This is a genomic window from Paenibacillus sp. 1A_MP2 (genome assembly GCF_052244825.1).
GTDB lineage: Bacteria > Bacillota > Bacilli > Paenibacillales > Paenibacillaceae > Paenibacillus > Paenibacillus vandeheii.
Genome location: NZ_JBQQCS010000001.1, coordinates 5,854,680 through 5,868,420 on the forward strand (window position 1 = coordinate 5,854,680; position 13,741 = coordinate 5,868,420).

Here is a 13,741-nt window from a genome sequence, read left to right on the forward strand (position 1 = left end):
ATCTGACGGTACAAAAGATTCTCTGGAATCAGGAGTATAGTTGTCGGGAATCCCCCCATCTCCACCCTTACCCTTAAGCACTTCAATTGCCTGCCGAATTGCAGGCGGGATTGGTGCGCCCAATTTGCCCCCATTTTCAATGATGGACAATAACTCATTCGCGATATAAAAAAGGCGACCGCATCCCTGAACAAATGTCCGTCTCCCAGAACACCGTCCACCAGATGAGCCACCGATACCATTGCAAAAATAAATACTTTTCGTGCGATGCCGAACATCCCGACATTGCTCTCCAGCTTGCCAGTCATCCCCGCCGCAGCGAAGCCGGTTAGGTAATCGAGGATGACGAATACGAGTAGTACGCCGAGCACGCCTGACCAACCTCCGAAGAAGTAGGTTGCTGAGCTGGTTATTAGGGCGAGGAGCCATTTCCATAGGGTTTCCTGTTCCATGGTTTCACCTCCTTATATTCAAAATAAAAAACCATACCTCTCCAAATGGATTAAAAAACGTTCCATTATCGTGCGTTCCTACTACTGACTGTCCCCTTCGCCAAGTGCCTCAGCCACTTTGTCACGGCTCTTTGATGGTACTTGCTCAAGGGAGATCATCCCCTTTCGAATCAACATCACATATACAGCCAACATCGTTTCACCACCCCTCATGAGTCCTGTACCACAGCGGATTAGCAGATCAGAAAACCTATCCCTTATCGATCCACCGTTACGTGGAACTCATATAGTTATTCTCTCGTAGCTTTAAGTGCGGTGGGTCACTGCTCCAGTTGTTGCATGGTAGGGGCGAACTCCGACACTTTAGTGGTTCGCATGGTATAGTACACCAGCAATCGCAGAGTATCGTTCTCCGTCTCCCAACGCAATTCCGTTGCGCGACAGGGCGTTCCCTCCATGTCGATGGTTTCCAATGCTTCAAACAGCTGGTCCGGTAGAATCACCGGGATATTGTCTGCTTCTAGCCAGCGAATTTCAAAGACGTGAGATTGCACAAAGCGATCGCTGCGTTCGCGGGTGAGTTGAGCGGAAAGCAGGCGGTAGGATATGCCCGGGGTGGAACCAGTGCCCGTTTGGGGGGGGAGGATCGGGATGTTCGGGAAGTGCTGAGTTAGTGTTGTAGAGATAGAGTCGGTTAAGTGGTTTATGCTCATGGTTCACCTCCTTTGGGGTTGAATATTTTTACAAAAGGTATCGTTTCTATATGACACCGGACTGGCATCCGATTTTTCGTGTCCTATATATGAAGCCGCTGAGCTACCTGCTGCCAAAATACATTTACCTACTTGTCTCTAAATCAACTCCCCCTGAATTCAATATGAAAGCCCCTGACGGCTCTAGAGCATAAAAATAGCGCACCACTTAGGTACGCTATTTAAATCCCTTCAGTTTGTTCTAAAATGTAATCCTCGACTGCTTCCCGATAATCAGCATTGGTGATGTCATCCAACAAGTACACCTGACCCGTTTTTGGATAACGTCCTTTGTCCAAGATTTTTTCCGTTGCATTCCTTACAACCACTTGGTTAACCATTACAAAATCGCTCCTGTATTTTCATTAGCCATGAGCAAAATTTGGTCTTCCAATTCTTTTATGTTCTCTTCCACTGTCAGTTCGGTAAGAATCCTTTCCAGCACTGGCAGTTTTGTTTAAGGATCAATTTTCACAATTCGATAAATGTTAAGGCGTCTCATCATATTCAAGATCAATGTGTTCCAATTTCGTAATCTCGTTTCGTGTCGAGCCGTCACCTTGCCAAATTGAAGCTACAATTTCACCGTATTGATCATATATATAATTCTCATTCCTGTTTGCATTTGTATTTTCACTTCCTTTCCTGAATACCTTTATTCGGGTTTTAACAGACAACAGTATAAGCTTTCCCGGCTCACAACGTCACACCCTTTCCCCTGATTCCCTCTATCTATTTAATTTACAGCGAAACAAGTGTTGTATTGAAATAATGCGAAGCATTTACAGGCCCAGCACTGGTGTTATCGCCCCAAAAAACGAGTTTCAAAGGTACGGTTACATCAAAGTTAACTGGAGCGGGATTTTGACCAAAAGACCAATTTATAGTATCTGTTGAAGTGAAAGATGAGTTGTTTGTCCTGTATTGACAAGTCGAAACCTTCGACTGCAAATCAATAACAAAGTACAGTATATTAATGACTTTTAGCCCTTGACCTGAAGCAGAGGAAGCATGAATGGGCCAAAAATTAACCCCATCATATAGCGAGAAAAAAGCATAAACGCTGTCGGTTGTCGTCGGTAGAGAAATATACGACACGGTTCCTGTATTTCTGGCCGTTCCCGTTATCAATTTCGTACCCGCCTCAAACGTTGCATATGTGTAGGCTAGGTAGCTCCTGTTGTTTGCGGCTAAGGTTACGCCTGTGGATGCATTTGGGCCGGGATTTAACAAACTATACTTGCCGCCGACTTGAGGCCCAGATAACTCTTGGTTATCCAATGAGAAAAAATCAAGTGTCGGCATTATGTCACCACCTCCATGACTATATGGGCATGAACAGCGCCAGAAGCTGAACACCAACCCTCGATAAATTCGTTTGACGAAATGATCATATCTGCAAACGGGATCAAAATTGTATCGTTTGCCGCTATAGTGTACTTGTTAATCAAATTGCAATTGTCGCCACTCCATCCAAAACGGATAGTTACTGTTTGTGCTGTGCCTGTTACGTTACAAAGTACAAGTGATTTCACTAATCGATTTGTACTCCCGAGGGCTGGAACCATCGTTGTTGGTGTTGAACTTGCTGGCATACTAATGCGGAACGAGTTAAGCCCCAATGTAAGTGGTGCTCCATCCCTTTCTTCTGCCGTTACCCTAGCGTTGACATAGGGGGCTGAGCACCACATACGAATGGTTTCGCCTGGAGAGATAACAACATCAGAGATAGGTATAACCAATGTTTGATTTGCTTTCATAGGCTTGGCGTAAATTAAATAATTAATAGGCGAGCTGTTAAGCGCCATGGTAACGGTGGTGTCCACCGAGTTGACATTGCATAGGATAATGGATTTTATAATACACGTCTTATCCGTTTTTCCTGTGTACATGGTTGTGCTTGCTGTTGTGGGGAGTCTATCCCCGTATATTTTAACTACCGCCATCTATAGCGCCCCCCATACTTTAGATTGTGTGTGCAACACCCAAGCACCCCACACTCCGCCCTGCTTAGTCCTCACCCAAAGAGTTGGAACGGAATTTTGTTTGGTAGCTCTTTGCAAAATATATAAGTCAGAATCAACAATGACCTCAACGTAAAACCCGCCAGTACCACCGCCCACTGGGGCATTCGGAACGCTTGGATTAACAAAATATTGCCCTGCGGTAATCAAGTCATTGAAGTTAATCGTAGAAAGAGTTGACTTCAATCGCCCGTTATCGCGTGTTAACTTGAACATTTGCCCTTGTTCGAAAATCGCCAAATCATCCCCCTCGGCGCTGTACGGCACATCTGCCGAAACCTCCCGAGAACTTGATTCTACTGATTGCTTTAGTTGTGGTTGGTACAGGACCGGAAACAACAAGACGCAACTTAATACCGGAAACACCTGCTGGAATTGTTACAACCTTCCTTTTTCGATGCCAACCCGTATTCCCGTTTGCTACCAATGAAGCTATAGTCGTATTAGAAGCGGAGTTTAATACTTCTATATATAGATTTCCCTCATTCATTCCCCATGTATAGAATACAGCCTGTAACATGTAATCGCCTGGACTTACAATTATAGAATCAGAATCCAACATAGAGTATAAACCACTAGTTAGCGGGTAAGACATGCCGAAGTATTTTGATACCCTGCTGTCCACGCTTGTGGTAACCGCCCAAAGAGAAGGCCCTTCTGGGTAATTCCAATTTGACATCCCTAAATTAGCGGAAGAGTTCTTCACAAGGTTGGGCGAATAACTTTCAATTATAGGTTTAACAGCGACGTTAACAGCCGCCTGAGCATTCTCGTCAGCCTGGGGCAGTATCACTCCAAGTTCGTCTCTAGTAGGTACTTTATTCCATGGACCCCAACCAAAATAGTAGTTTCTTTGAAAAACCTCTAAGTTGCCAGGCTGGAAGGTGGTCAGGGTTTGCAACACTCCCGCATGAGGCTCTACAGTCAAGTGAAACGCATCTCCAGTTGGGGAATTAAGCAAGGTTTCTACAGTGACATTCGTTGGGCAATAATATTCCCCTTCTGTAATATAGCTATTAAGATCAGATCCCGCAGGTATAAGTATGGATTCACGTGTTGCAACGCCTGCGTCAATCTTTTCAAAAATCCTGTTAATACTCTCCCGGGTCACATTCTCGTTCCCTAAGGGAAGAGGTAATTTCAGTCGATCCGTTTCTTTTGGCATTACGCCCACACCTCCAGTTCATTCCACGTCAGGGACGCGGCGTCGAGTTTATCCCAGGTCATCTGTTTGTTGTCCAGATCGTCCCACACCAAATATCGATACTCATATTCCACGGCCATATGGGCCGGTTTTAGTTCATCAATCGCGCGTTTGAGATCATCAATATTGGGCGGGATGCCCATCGTGTCCACAAAGCTCACCGTAAAACTCCACGCTTCCGGCTGAAACGTGACATCCACCTTGCCTCCGGCATACGCCTCAGCGACATTCGCCACCAGTCTGCCCGAAAACTTTCCGGCACCGCGCAGTTTCGATTCCACCACAGCACGCCGCTGCTCCACAGGTTTGAGACGATCCGTCTCAATGCCAAGCTCCTGTTCCCAAAAATCCAGGCCCCACGTCGCGGTGCGGACAAAAAACTGATCCAACGTCTCATCCAGCGCCTGATACAAGAGATCCATCTCGGTTCCTTTGGACTGCATATCAGCCTGCATCACACGTGAAGTCTCATAATAGCTCGGCAAATACGAGAACAGCTCCCGACCTTTCTCACTCGTCAGTCCAACATGTACAGCAGAAGGTGCACTCATGACCCGCATCCTCCTTTCCTTTCACATCAACGTAAACAGTTTCGCTCAAATGCTGCGTTCCCGAGCGGCGTACCGCACGACTCAAGCACACTTCTTGCCCGCAGTTTTCTTCACTTCCACATGAGTCGGGAATAGCACAGCTGGAACATCTCCCTTGTCCCACACTGCCTCTGCACCCACACCCGCACTTCGTATCCTCCACTACACCTCTACTCATGCACATCCACCGTCCCCAGCACGGCCACCTGACTCGCGGTCATCTCGATATTCTGGTCGCTCACACCGTTCACGGTAAGCTCCGAATAATCGATAATCGGCGGAATATCAAGCAGGATCGCGGCAATACGAGTGTAACGAACGAGTGGATCGGCAAAAGCCAACTGTTTCAGATATGCGGTCACCCCACCCTCAATCAATGCCCTCACGTCTGCCAGCGTCGCATCGCTTGCCAGGGTCAGCTTCACCTGAATGTTCATCGGGACTTCCTCTGCGGGCATCACGGTCACCACCGGGCCAGCTGGTGCAACGCCTTCACCCTGTCCATCCTGCGTTGGGTCCACGTATTTCTGCACAGCCGCCACCAGATCGCTGCCCGCGGCACGTTTGTCCGTATCCAGCAAATACAATCCCACCGTGCCCGGCCCTTGCCATAACGTAATAACCCGCGTTGCACCAACACCTGGTACCTCACTGGCCCATTGCACATATTGCGATTTGTTGCCGCTGGTTCCTTGGTTACGGACTTTGGCATAAAAGCGTTCCAACAACGCCGTATCTGCCTCAATATCTGCACCGCCTTTAATCACCTCAACATTCGTGACAGAAGTCACGCCACTTACAGGTGTAGACAGCACATTTACTGTGCCCGTAGGCACATTGCTCTCTTTTCCGGCAACAAGCGCCCGCACGCCAACACTACCCAGACCATCTTCTCCCAACTCCACACGACCAACGGTTTCATATTCGAGTGAAGCTTCACCGGAGATTTCATCTGCCAAAGTCGCCACAACCGTGCCCGCAGGCACCACTTTCCCCGGCGCACCAGCAAATTTAACCGAACCTTGTGCCGCTACCGCAGCCCGCCGGGTAATGCCATGCTCTCCGCCCGCAGATCCAGCTCCTCCGAACGAAAATTCGGATCACTGCTCGCCGCAGTACTCGCAAACCCGCGTCGCAGTAATTCCTGCGCCCACAAAGCCGCCTCAGACAGCATAAACGCCACCGGAGCCTCCGCATCCCACAGAAAAGAACCTTCCGACTTGTCCAGATCCGCGGGCAAACGATCCAGCATACGCTGCATAATCTGTTCCTCCGTCTGGTCCTCCAAATAACGCGGAATCTCAGCCATCCCGTCAGATCACCTCACTTTCCAAAATAAACATCTCTTCCTGCACACTCGCCACCCGACACGAGAACATGCATTGCTCCCGATTCCAATCGAACGAGAACTGGTCTACCGAATCTGTGCGTGGATCAGCCAGCAGCGTCTCCGTAACCATCCGGGTAATCTCACTTTCCATAACCCCCGGCTGTCACCCTGACCAACCAATTCATCCAGCTCCGATCCATAGTTCCGGGAATAAATCACATGCCTGTACCGCGGCGTCTTCACCGCCTTGATGCACCATTGCACCCAGGCTTCATGCGCACCTGCCGCAGCGACTTTGCCACTTGGGGTCAGCACAAAATCCCCCGCATCGTAATCGAATCGCCAGCTCCGTCCAAATCGTACCGCTTCCGAAGCCGCCCCGACAGATCTTCCTCATCTCCCCATACCACACCCGTTTCCGGGAACAAACTAGGCATTCGCACTCACCACCTTACACAGCACCACAATGTCGTTACCGCCATTCACCCGCATCGCCAGCACACGGTCTCCAGCCTTCAATCCTTTACCGAGAGACCACACCGCTTCTTCCACTTCCCCTTTTTGCAAAAGAAACCGTCCCGTGCCCGTCGTTCCGCCGTTTGCCACGTCAGGTATACCGGAGATCGCGCCAGCAGCCTCGCGCTCCGGTAACCCAAGCGTGCCCGGCAGCTCGGCCACGAGATAGTCCTGCACTTCGTGCTTGAAGTCATCCAGTTTCACGCCGGACGAAGTCATCGTACCCAGTACCGCGCCCATGCCACTCACGGCTTGACGGGTATGCGTACTCATCGCACCGCGCATGACCTCGGCAAAATGTCCGTACGGATCATCTTTATTCAAGGTAATACCTCCTTTTCACCATCTCTGCCGTCCCCAGCTCCAGCGTCATCGTTCCAGGCCCGGCAGACAGATCGCGGCTAACCGACATGACGATCAGCTTCAGTCCTTTTACTAACACCGCGTCTCCGGCGCGAATCGTATTCACATCCGGTGCAGATATCGTAAAGGTTTCCTGAATACCCGTCAGACGGCTTTTCGCCAGCTTCTTGGCGGCCGTCGCTGTTTTGACCTGATCGTCCTCGATCAGCTTTTGCAGCGTGCCCAACTCGGCTACACCATCCTGCTCAATCGCGAGCACTTTGGAAGGAACCTCTTTGCCGCTACTGGACTCCGAGGCTGCCATCACTTTAACTTTCGTAACGGCGCCTTCGAGCGTACGCATCTGGGTCAGATCAATCAGTCGATCCAACTCGTGCACTTTCGCATTGCTGCCCACTTTGAACAGTTGCAACCCGCCGGGCGTCATCCGCGGATGATACATATCCCCGCCAGACTTCACCGTTTCCTTCAGATCGGCAAACATCATCGAAAAAATTGTCTGCGACCGATACACCGCTTTGCTCAGCTTCGTTTTGGTATCCGGCAGCGCGGCGTATGGAATTTTCCATTCCTTGGCGTACGTTTTGAGACGTTGTGTGGCAGTCTGGTCTTTGGGCAGCAGGAACTCGTCCTCTGATTTTTCCAGATAAATCATCCGGTCGTAGACGGTCAGGGACAGTCGCTTGGTGCCGCTGTTCGAGCTTTCCACTTCCCAGATGACCGCAGGGTGCAGCAAGTGAACCATTGATTTTTCGCCAAAAGGAATCCCGCTGATCCGCACCGGCAGACCCGGTGATATCGCAGGCAGACCCGAAGACGCAGACACCGCCAGCCGGATGTTGGCCTGATAAGCAATCTGGTCGAGCGAGTCCTTCAGCGTAATCGTCTCCACCAGCTTGGTGATGTCATATTTGTCGTCGACAATGACTTTGTAGGTCATGGCATCACCAGCTTTTGTCCTGGCTTGATCCTGTTTGGATCACTGCCGATGGTCTTCACATTGAGCTTGTAGATCTCGTTCCATTTGGAACTGCTGCCCAGCTCAAGCTTTGCTATTTTGGACAGGGAATCGCCGGATTTCACGGTGTAGGTCTTGCTGCTCGTTTTCAGATCAGTACGAGAACCCGACTTGCTCGCAGATGTTGCACCGCCAACCTTCTCCACTTTGGAATCCCGCCAGGTGCGCATCGTAATATCAAAGTAAATATCCCCACTCTCACCACCCCGAAAGTTCGTATTGTGAGAGATCAGATACACGGGCACGTTCACCCCCGTGTTGGTAATGATGAAGCGCAGCGGCTTTTTCGATACCAGAAACGTATTCAGCATATTCATCGCTACCCGCGGATCAGGCAAAGGCTCGTACATGCAATAGGACGCATCGTAGTCTTTGGGAAAAAGAAGAGAAGGTGATCTCCTTCACCTTCTCCCCCTGCGCAAAATCAAACTCGCCATACTCCAGCATATTAATCGTTTCGTACCCTTTGGATCGGGAAATCGTCAGTTCCTCCGGTTTCACCGGAAATTGAAACTTCGTTTTCCCATCGATCAGGGTAAATTCCATTTTGATACCTTCCACATTATCTTTAAATACAGTCATGACAGGCCTCCTTTCTGCTTAGGCCATAATCGTTTTTCGATTTTCCATCGCACGGCGCACTTCCCCTGCAAATCTCATGCCAACCTGATGTGAGATCGCATCGTAGTCGATGGCGTTCTCCCGGACAGTCACCTGCACAGCACCTTGTGGTACGTTTACGGAGATCTGGTTGGTCGTCTCGGTTCTAAAATCCTTCAAGTAACCGGACAGACTACTCATCTGGTCTTCTGATATTTGTACCGTCATCGTGGACGATTTCCCATTGGCATTCGTCTGAGCTACATTACCTAGACCCATGGCTTGTGTCTGCATCACGCTTGTTCCCATGAATGCAGCAGACGTAGGTTGGCCTCCCTTGCTGTTCAAGTACGCAACTGGCCCCGTTGTTGTTAGCGCAGGTGGCACATATGGAGGCGGCATCATGGGAACCGTAGCTACTTGAGTTGGGGTAGCAACCGTTGTTGCCGATACGGTCTTGTCCTCCTTCTTCGAGCCAAAACCGAAGAAACTGGATATGCCATCGGTTATGTTTTTCGTTTTCTCAGAGACATAATCCGCTGCACCCGACAATGCATTACCCACACCCTCGGTAGCGTTGGACATAAATTTTCCAATATCCTTGGATTTGTCCCGATCCAGCCGCCTGCTGCACTGCCAGCCCAACCGCCTACTGCACCACCAACCCAAGTTCCTATGCCAGGCAAAAGAACACTGCCGATGGCGCTGCCAATCGCCGTACCTGCTGTGCCGCCAATCATGGAACCCACAGCTCGACCACGCTCCTCAGGAGGTGCAGTTGCAACATTCGCTACATCAGCGAGCATGCTGATTGGTCCAAGCAATTTCCCGGCTCCCTTAGCAAGCCCTCCACTCAGTTTGCCGAACATCCCATTGCCTGAGAAGAGCTTAGATATTGGTGAACCTGAGGGTACATTTGCGCTAATGCCAAGTCGATTCGGATTCATTTTTTGATCAAAATCCATTTTCAGCTTTTTCTCTTCTGCTGAAGAGATGTTGGTTATAATCTTTTTCGCAGGATCGGAAACAGGCGTTTTTACAGTTCCAGTCGAACGTTCTTGGTAGGACCTGGAACCGCTCTTGTAAGGACCTTTTTTCCCACTTTCAGAATTCGCAATACTCTTAGCCTTAGTGATGCTTCCTGTACTTTTAGCTTTGCCGCCTTTCGCTCCCCCTTGAGAGTCTTCCCACCAAACTGCCACCAGAACAGCAGCAGCATTGGGAGACAGAGCCGGAACTCCCCTTGGACTTTCCAAATAAATTTTTTAATTTGCCAATCAAGTCTGTCGCATTATTTAGCGGATCAAGAAAATCATTAGTTTTCTGCGCCATTTCGCGAATCCAACTAATCTCTTCTTCTTTCGCAGTGTTGTTGACCGTATTATTGTTACTCCCAATATTCAATGCCAACGAAGGTCCACTCGCCGGATTCATTTTTCCCATCGCCACTTCAACCTTCTGCCGAACCTCCACTGACACAGTCCCAGAAGCCTTTACCACCTGGTCCCTGAAGCTGTTCAGTTTCACTAGCGCGCGATCAAGTGCCGGACTAAGTTGGTCATCCAATCCAATCTTCGGCGTGATCCGCAACCTACTTAATCGCACAGCCGTGCTATAAATGCTTTCCAACCTGCGCCCGGTTGTTCTCAGCTCATTGTTCACTTTAATCAGACTCTGATAGCGAACTCTGCCCAGCCGTTCCGTAGAACGCTGAATCTGATCCAGATAGCGGATGGTCGTCCGCATTTCCGCATTGGATTTGGACAAACCTACAATCATTTCTGCCATTTCTTTCACCTCCTGCCCTTTCTAATTATCGATTCATTTGCGAGGTGATCGCTGCCATTTCCTCTTCCGAGAAAGCAATCAACAGCGAACGTTCCCCGCGTGGCAAAGACCAGAATTCTCCGGGCCGTAGATGATGACGGACCCACATGTGATACAAGAACGTGGTCATCCCGCCGGAGTGAATCAGTTTTTTAGGTCTTCAATCTCCACACCGAAGCCAGACAGCTCCAGCACCTTGTCGCCAACGGCATCTAGTTCACCCGCGAGCAGCATGCGACGAACCGCTTGTTCCCCACCGGACAGCTTCATGCGTCCGGTAATACGGTTGTCTCCCCAACCGGACAATTCGAGTCCGCGCACATTCATTTTCACTGTGGCTTCGGAGATCAGCAGCGCATTAAACGTTTCAGTATCCACCTTTTCCTCGGTGCGGCCTTTGACCGTTTTCCGAATCGTACAGCGCTCACGGATCTGATCCACTTTGGAGGACGTTAATCCACGCAGGGTCAGCAGCAGGTCCAGACGTTGAATGCGTACATTCTCTTCCGGCAAACGTTCCGCCGCTTCAAACAACTGATCCAAAATTTGTTCTTCAGACATATTCTCATTCATACTCATGGGGTGCGATCTCCTTCTCATTTCACAATTGGGTTATTACATCTCCATACAGGGACAACAAAGAGACCGAGAATTTCTCGGCCTGCATATGTTATCCCACTTCTGTTAAGTTTCGTAGCTAATATGCTTGATCAGACAAGCTTCGTTACGAGGTCTTTCCGAAGTTCGAAGTCATTCCAATCCTTAGTTCGCCACAATCGGATTCAGCAGTTCAAACCCTTCAAACGTAAATCCTGTTTCCTCCGGAACTTCCTCACCAGCTGTCCAGTTAGCGAGCTGGATTTTGTCCACCATGCAACCTTTCAGCAGGACACTCTCATGTCCGTAAGACTCGGGATCGTTCAGCTTGGAGATAATCTGGAACTTGGTGAAGCCGCGCTGGATCATATCCGAAGTGACTTTGTAACCCGTCATCGTACCTGTTCCTTTTTTCGCACCATTCTTGTGTACTTTCCAGTCGTTGCCAACTAGATTCAGCTCACGCTTCTCAATTTCAACGCTGGCCTCCAGCTTATTAATATTCGTCTGCCACACACCATCGATATGCAGCTGACCATGGGTACCGAGAATTACTCTTGACGCATCCAACATGACAATTCCTCCTTGAAATTAGAAAATATCGTATATAACATCTATCCAACGAATCAGCGTTTCGTTTAAAACACCCTATCCTTCTACACAAACCTTATTGCACGTAAAACGTACCAAACAACTGCTCCATCACATCCGTCAGTTTCACATTCCATTGCAGGAATACCTGATCTGCCTCCGGCTTGAGAATCGGTGCAGCACCATAATACGCCGGATCGAGAACGACATCGTATCCCTCAGCTTCAATGACATTGCTCTGTGCGAGCAGGGCCAGATAGGCTTTCATCGCTCCAATTAGTGCCTGACGTCCTTCTTCCGTATTGTTCACTTTGCCGATATACGTATCTTCAGCAGAACGCTGCAAGTCCGTATTAATCGCATCCATAACACGAATGGAACGAATTTTTTTCCAGGCATTATTCTGTCCTGCAGCAGGGGTTACAAGTGTATTCACTCCACGAAGCGCCTTCACCTGGCGTCCATCATGGAAGAAAATAAATACGCCGTTCTGTACCGCCTGCTCCTGCTCTGCACGCGTCCAGCGGCGTGTTACGTCATCGAACGGAGAAGGTGCGTATGTTGTGGATTCATTCAGACGTTGTCCGGCAATCAGACCCGCGACATAAGCAGACGTTTCCGCCGAACTGTAGAACGCATCTCCCAATCGCACACCCGTACCAACATTGATTACGCCTTCGTGATTCAACGTAAGTGAACGTGCAGAAGCCTTCTGTGCAGCTGTTGCGGAAGTATCGTCCGCCGTGGTGCCGCCGAATACAGCCATCACAGGTTTACCCTCACTGCGTACACGTTTGACCCAAGCCGCAAAGCTCGCCAGCAAAGGTGCATCCGCCGCATGATCCAGTGCCAACACGTCAAATTGCTCACCTTCCAGCGCGCCCTGTACAGCAATATACTCTGCATTGGTCAGACCATCGTTGCCACTTGCGCCACCTTTGAACGCAGCTCCAGCAACGGTTGCCACGACACCTGCACCCTCACCAATCGCCTGAGCGTTAATCCAAATGTTGCTTTCATCCGCATTGATCTCTTTCGCCAGCGACGCTGCCGAAATATCCGCAGTCAGCAGTGCATACAGCATCCGGTTGCCTTCAAACAGACGAACCTCATGCTTCGTATTATCAATTACACCCGGCTGAATCGTGACGTAGAATCCGTTACCCCGGTCACCCGGATACTTCGCGTCCAGTTGCAGAACGGCTGCATCACTGCTGTCTTTCAGCGTAAGCGCGGCTGCTTTTGCTGTTGCTCCGGCCACCCGATAAGCGAGCAGATTTTTCGGTCCACCCAGCAGGGCGAGCTTCAAGGAAGTATAAGCTGTCCCGTTATCCAGGGCATGTGCCGAGAAAATACGTTCAATCGCAGCTTCACTGCCGACTTCTACAAAAGTGCCTACCGGACCCCAGTTTGCCTTAATCGGCACAACAACTGTTCCGCGATTACCAGCTTGAATGGCGGAAGATGCCGCCGCCTGAAAATTCATATATAAGCCCGGAAGTACCGGACGATTCATTTGCTCCCAAGTTCCGCCTGCCATTATTCCTTCACCTTCGCTTTCATAAATTGGTTGATACGTTCCTGTGCTTCTTCAATGGAAAACGTCTCTTGCGCTGCTTCGTACAGCGCACCGTACAGCACCTCTGCCTTAATGGCAAAGAGGGCTTCAGCATGATTCATCAGCTCGGCCCGCGTATATTGCGGGACAGCCTGTTTGCTTTTTTTCACGGAGCTTGCCATGGCCATCTCACCTCATTGTTTGACTACTGAATTCGTGGAACCTGATCTTGCACTATCATTTTGACCTATGAATTTTTGTCCCTATGAACCTATGAATTTGAAGCTAAAGCTATGATATTATCTCTCTCATCTGGAAC

At 49.5% G+C, this 13,741-nt stretch carries 18 protein-coding genes and 4 pseudogenes; all 22 read right to left on the reverse strand.

The genetic code is table 11. The features are described from left to right. Positions 1 to 60 precede the first annotated feature (60 nt). Positions 61 to 452 (reverse strand): annotated as a pseudogene (locus ACTWJ7_RS28925) (phage holin family protein); the annotation flags it as partial. Positions 453 to 533: 81 nt separating this feature from the next. Continuing rightward, positions 534 to 647, reverse strand: a complete 114-nt coding sequence (locus ACTWJ7_RS28930) for a CD1375 family protein (protein ID WP_301879689.1) — start codon at positions 645 to 647, stop codon at positions 534 to 536. A 125-nt stretch (positions 648 to 772) separates the two neighbouring features. Continuing rightward, positions 773 to 1,165 carry a phage tail terminator family protein gene (locus ACTWJ7_RS28935; RefSeq protein WP_443146121.1) on the reverse strand — a complete coding sequence of 131 codons (393 nt, stop codon included), beginning with the start codon at positions 1,163 to 1,165 and terminating at the stop codon, positions 773 to 775. Between the two features lie 221 nt (positions 1,166 to 1,386). Continuing rightward, entirely contained in the window at positions 1,387 to 1,545 is a 159-nt protein-coding gene (locus ACTWJ7_RS28940) for a hypothetical protein (protein WP_301879691.1), read from the reverse strand. Positions 1,546 to 1,945: 400 nt separating this feature from the next. Beyond that, positions 1,946 to 2,509, reverse strand: a complete 564-nt coding sequence (locus ACTWJ7_RS28945; RefSeq protein WP_301879692.1) for a hypothetical protein — start codon at positions 2,507 to 2,509, stop codon at positions 1,946 to 1,948. Further along, on the reverse strand, positions 2,509 to 3,150 hold the full coding sequence (locus ACTWJ7_RS28950; RefSeq protein ID WP_301879693.1) for a hypothetical protein: 642 nt from the start codon (positions 3,148 to 3,150) through the stop codon (positions 2,509 to 2,511). Before ACTWJ7_RS28950 ends, ACTWJ7_RS28945 begins: the two co-directional genes overlap by 1 nt. Next, positions 3,151 to 3,468 carry a pyocin knob domain-containing protein gene (locus ACTWJ7_RS28955; protein WP_443146122.1) on the reverse strand — a complete coding sequence of 106 codons (318 nt, stop codon included), beginning with the start codon at positions 3,466 to 3,468 and terminating at the stop codon, positions 3,151 to 3,153. Between the two features lies 1 nt (position 3,469). Continuing rightward, positions 3,470 to 4,393, reverse strand: a complete 924-nt coding sequence (locus ACTWJ7_RS28960; protein WP_443146123.1) for a pyocin knob domain-containing protein — start codon at positions 4,391 to 4,393, stop codon at positions 3,470 to 3,472. Next, entirely contained in the window at positions 4,393 to 4,983 is a 591-nt protein-coding gene (locus tag ACTWJ7_RS28965) for a YmfQ family protein (RefSeq protein WP_301879695.1), read from the reverse strand. Before ACTWJ7_RS28965 ends, ACTWJ7_RS28960 begins: the two co-directional genes overlap by 1 nt. A 209-nt stretch (positions 4,984 to 5,192) precedes the next feature. Then, positions 5,193 to 6,331 (reverse strand): annotated as a pseudogene (locus ACTWJ7_RS28970) (baseplate J/gp47 family protein). A 4-nt stretch (positions 6,332 to 6,335) separates the two neighbouring features. Then, positions 6,336 to 6,789 (reverse strand): annotated as a pseudogene (locus tag ACTWJ7_RS28975) (DUF2634 domain-containing protein). After that, entirely contained in the window at positions 6,782 to 7,192 is a 411-nt protein-coding gene (locus ACTWJ7_RS28980) for a hypothetical protein (protein WP_301879698.1), read from the reverse strand. The pseudogene ACTWJ7_RS28975 and the gene ACTWJ7_RS28980 overlap by 8 nt, the downstream one beginning before the upstream one ends. Continuing rightward, complete coding sequence (locus ACTWJ7_RS28985) at positions 7,185 to 8,171, reverse strand: XkdQ/YqbQ family protein (protein WP_301879699.1); 987 nt, start codon at positions 8,169 to 8,171, stop codon at positions 7,185 to 7,187. Before ACTWJ7_RS28985 ends, ACTWJ7_RS28980 begins: the two co-directional genes overlap by 8 nt. Continuing rightward, positions 8,168 to 8,795, reverse strand: a pseudogene (locus tag ACTWJ7_RS28990) (LysM peptidoglycan-binding domain-containing protein). Before ACTWJ7_RS28990 ends, ACTWJ7_RS28985 begins: the two are co-directional and overlap by 4 nt. Before the next feature lie 54 nt (positions 8,796 to 8,849). After that, positions 8,850 to 9,434 carry a hypothetical protein gene (locus ACTWJ7_RS28995; RefSeq protein WP_443146124.1) on the reverse strand — a complete coding sequence of 195 codons (585 nt, stop codon included), beginning with the start codon at positions 9,432 to 9,434 and terminating at the stop codon, positions 8,850 to 8,852. Then, complete coding sequence (locus ACTWJ7_RS29000; RefSeq protein ID WP_443146125.1) at positions 9,356 to 9,814, reverse strand: hypothetical protein; 459 nt, start codon at positions 9,812 to 9,814, stop codon at positions 9,356 to 9,358. Before ACTWJ7_RS29000 ends, ACTWJ7_RS28995 begins: the two co-directional genes overlap by 79 nt. Before the next feature lie 184 nt (positions 9,815 to 9,998). Then, positions 9,999 to 10,637, reverse strand: coding sequence for a hypothetical protein (locus ACTWJ7_RS29005; RefSeq protein ID WP_443146126.1), 639 nt, complete (start codon positions 10,635 to 10,637; stop codon positions 9,999 to 10,001). Positions 10,638 to 10,662: 25 nt separating this feature from the next. Further along, entirely contained in the window at positions 10,663 to 10,794 is a 132-nt protein-coding gene (locus ACTWJ7_RS29010) for a hypothetical protein (RefSeq protein WP_301879810.1), read from the reverse strand. Positions 10,795 to 10,820: 26 nt separating this feature from the next. Then, on the reverse strand, positions 10,821 to 11,255 hold the full coding sequence (locus tag ACTWJ7_RS29015) for a phage tail assembly chaperone (RefSeq protein WP_053783415.1): 435 nt from the start codon (positions 11,253 to 11,255) through the stop codon (positions 10,821 to 10,823). Between the two features lie 183 nt (positions 11,256 to 11,438). Next, positions 11,439 to 11,846, reverse strand: a complete 408-nt coding sequence (locus ACTWJ7_RS29020; protein WP_062323853.1) for a phage tail tube protein — start codon at positions 11,844 to 11,846, stop codon at positions 11,439 to 11,441. Between the two features lie 94 nt (positions 11,847 to 11,940). Further along, positions 11,941 to 13,404 (reverse strand): phage tail sheath family protein, encoded by a 1,464-nt coding sequence (locus ACTWJ7_RS29025; RefSeq protein WP_301879701.1) that lies wholly within the window; start codon positions 13,402 to 13,404, stop codon positions 11,941 to 11,943. Further along, entirely contained in the window at positions 13,404 to 13,604 is a 201-nt protein-coding gene (locus ACTWJ7_RS29030) for a hypothetical protein (RefSeq protein ID WP_301879702.1), read from the reverse strand. The genes ACTWJ7_RS29025 and ACTWJ7_RS29030 overlap by 1 nt, the downstream gene beginning before the upstream one ends. Between the last annotated feature and the right edge of the window lie 137 nt (positions 13,605 to 13,741).

Excerpts from the sequence above, each read along its gene's own strand:
- ACTWJ7_RS29030 (WP_301879702.1), bottom strand. The coding sequence starts at position 13,604 with ATGGCAAGCTCCGTGAAAAAAAGCAAACAGGCTGTCCCGCAATATACG.
- ACTWJ7_RS28945 (WP_301879692.1), bottom strand. The coding sequence starts at position 2,509 with ATGCCGACACTTGATTTTTTCTCATTGGATAACCAAGAGTTATCTGGG.
- ACTWJ7_RS28935 (WP_443146121.1), bottom strand. The coding sequence starts at position 1,165 with ATGAGCATAAACCACTTAACCGACTCTATCTCTACAACACTAACTCAG.
- ACTWJ7_RS29000 (WP_443146125.1), bottom strand. The coding sequence starts at position 9,814 with ATGGATTTTGATCAAAAAATGAATCCGAATCGACTTGGCATTAGCGCA.
- ACTWJ7_RS28995 (WP_443146124.1), bottom strand. The coding sequence starts at position 9,434 with ATGTCCAACGCTACCGAGGGTGTGGGTAATGCATTGTCGGGTGCAGCG.
- ACTWJ7_RS28960 (WP_443146123.1), bottom strand. The coding sequence starts at position 4,393 with ATGCCAAAAGAAACGGATCGACTGAAATTACCTCTTCCCTTAGGGAAC.
- ACTWJ7_RS28950 (WP_301879693.1), bottom strand. The coding sequence starts at position 3,150 with ATGGCGGTAGTTAAAATATACGGGGATAGACTCCCCACAACAGCAAGC.
- ACTWJ7_RS28965 (WP_301879695.1), bottom strand. The coding sequence starts at position 4,983 with ATGAGTGCACCTTCTGCTGTACATGTTGGACTGACGAGTGAGAAAGGT.
- ACTWJ7_RS28930 (WP_301879689.1), bottom strand. The coding sequence starts at position 647 with ATGTTGGCTGTATATGTGATGTTGATTCGAAAGGGGATGATCTCCCTT.
- ACTWJ7_RS28985 (WP_301879699.1), bottom strand. The coding sequence starts at position 8,171 with ATGACCTACAAAGTCATTGTCGACGACAAATATGACATCACCAAGCTG.
- ACTWJ7_RS28940 (WP_301879691.1), bottom strand. The coding sequence starts at position 1,545 with ATGGTTAACCAAGTGGTTGTAAGGAATGCAACGGAAAAAATCTTGGAC.
- ACTWJ7_RS29005 (WP_443146126.1), bottom strand. The coding sequence starts at position 10,637 with ATGGCAGAAATGATTGTAGGTTTGTCCAAATCCAATGCGGAAATGCGG.
- ACTWJ7_RS29015 (WP_053783415.1), bottom strand. The coding sequence starts at position 11,255 with ATGAGTATGAATGAGAATATGTCTGAAGAACAAATTTTGGATCAGTTG.
- ACTWJ7_RS29020 (WP_062323853.1), bottom strand. The coding sequence starts at position 11,846 with ATGTTGGATGCGTCAAGAGTAATTCTCGGTACCCATGGTCAGCTGCAT.
- ACTWJ7_RS29025 (WP_301879701.1), bottom strand. The coding sequence starts at position 13,404 with ATGGCAGGCGGAACTTGGGAGCAAATGAATCGTCCGGTACTTCCGGGC.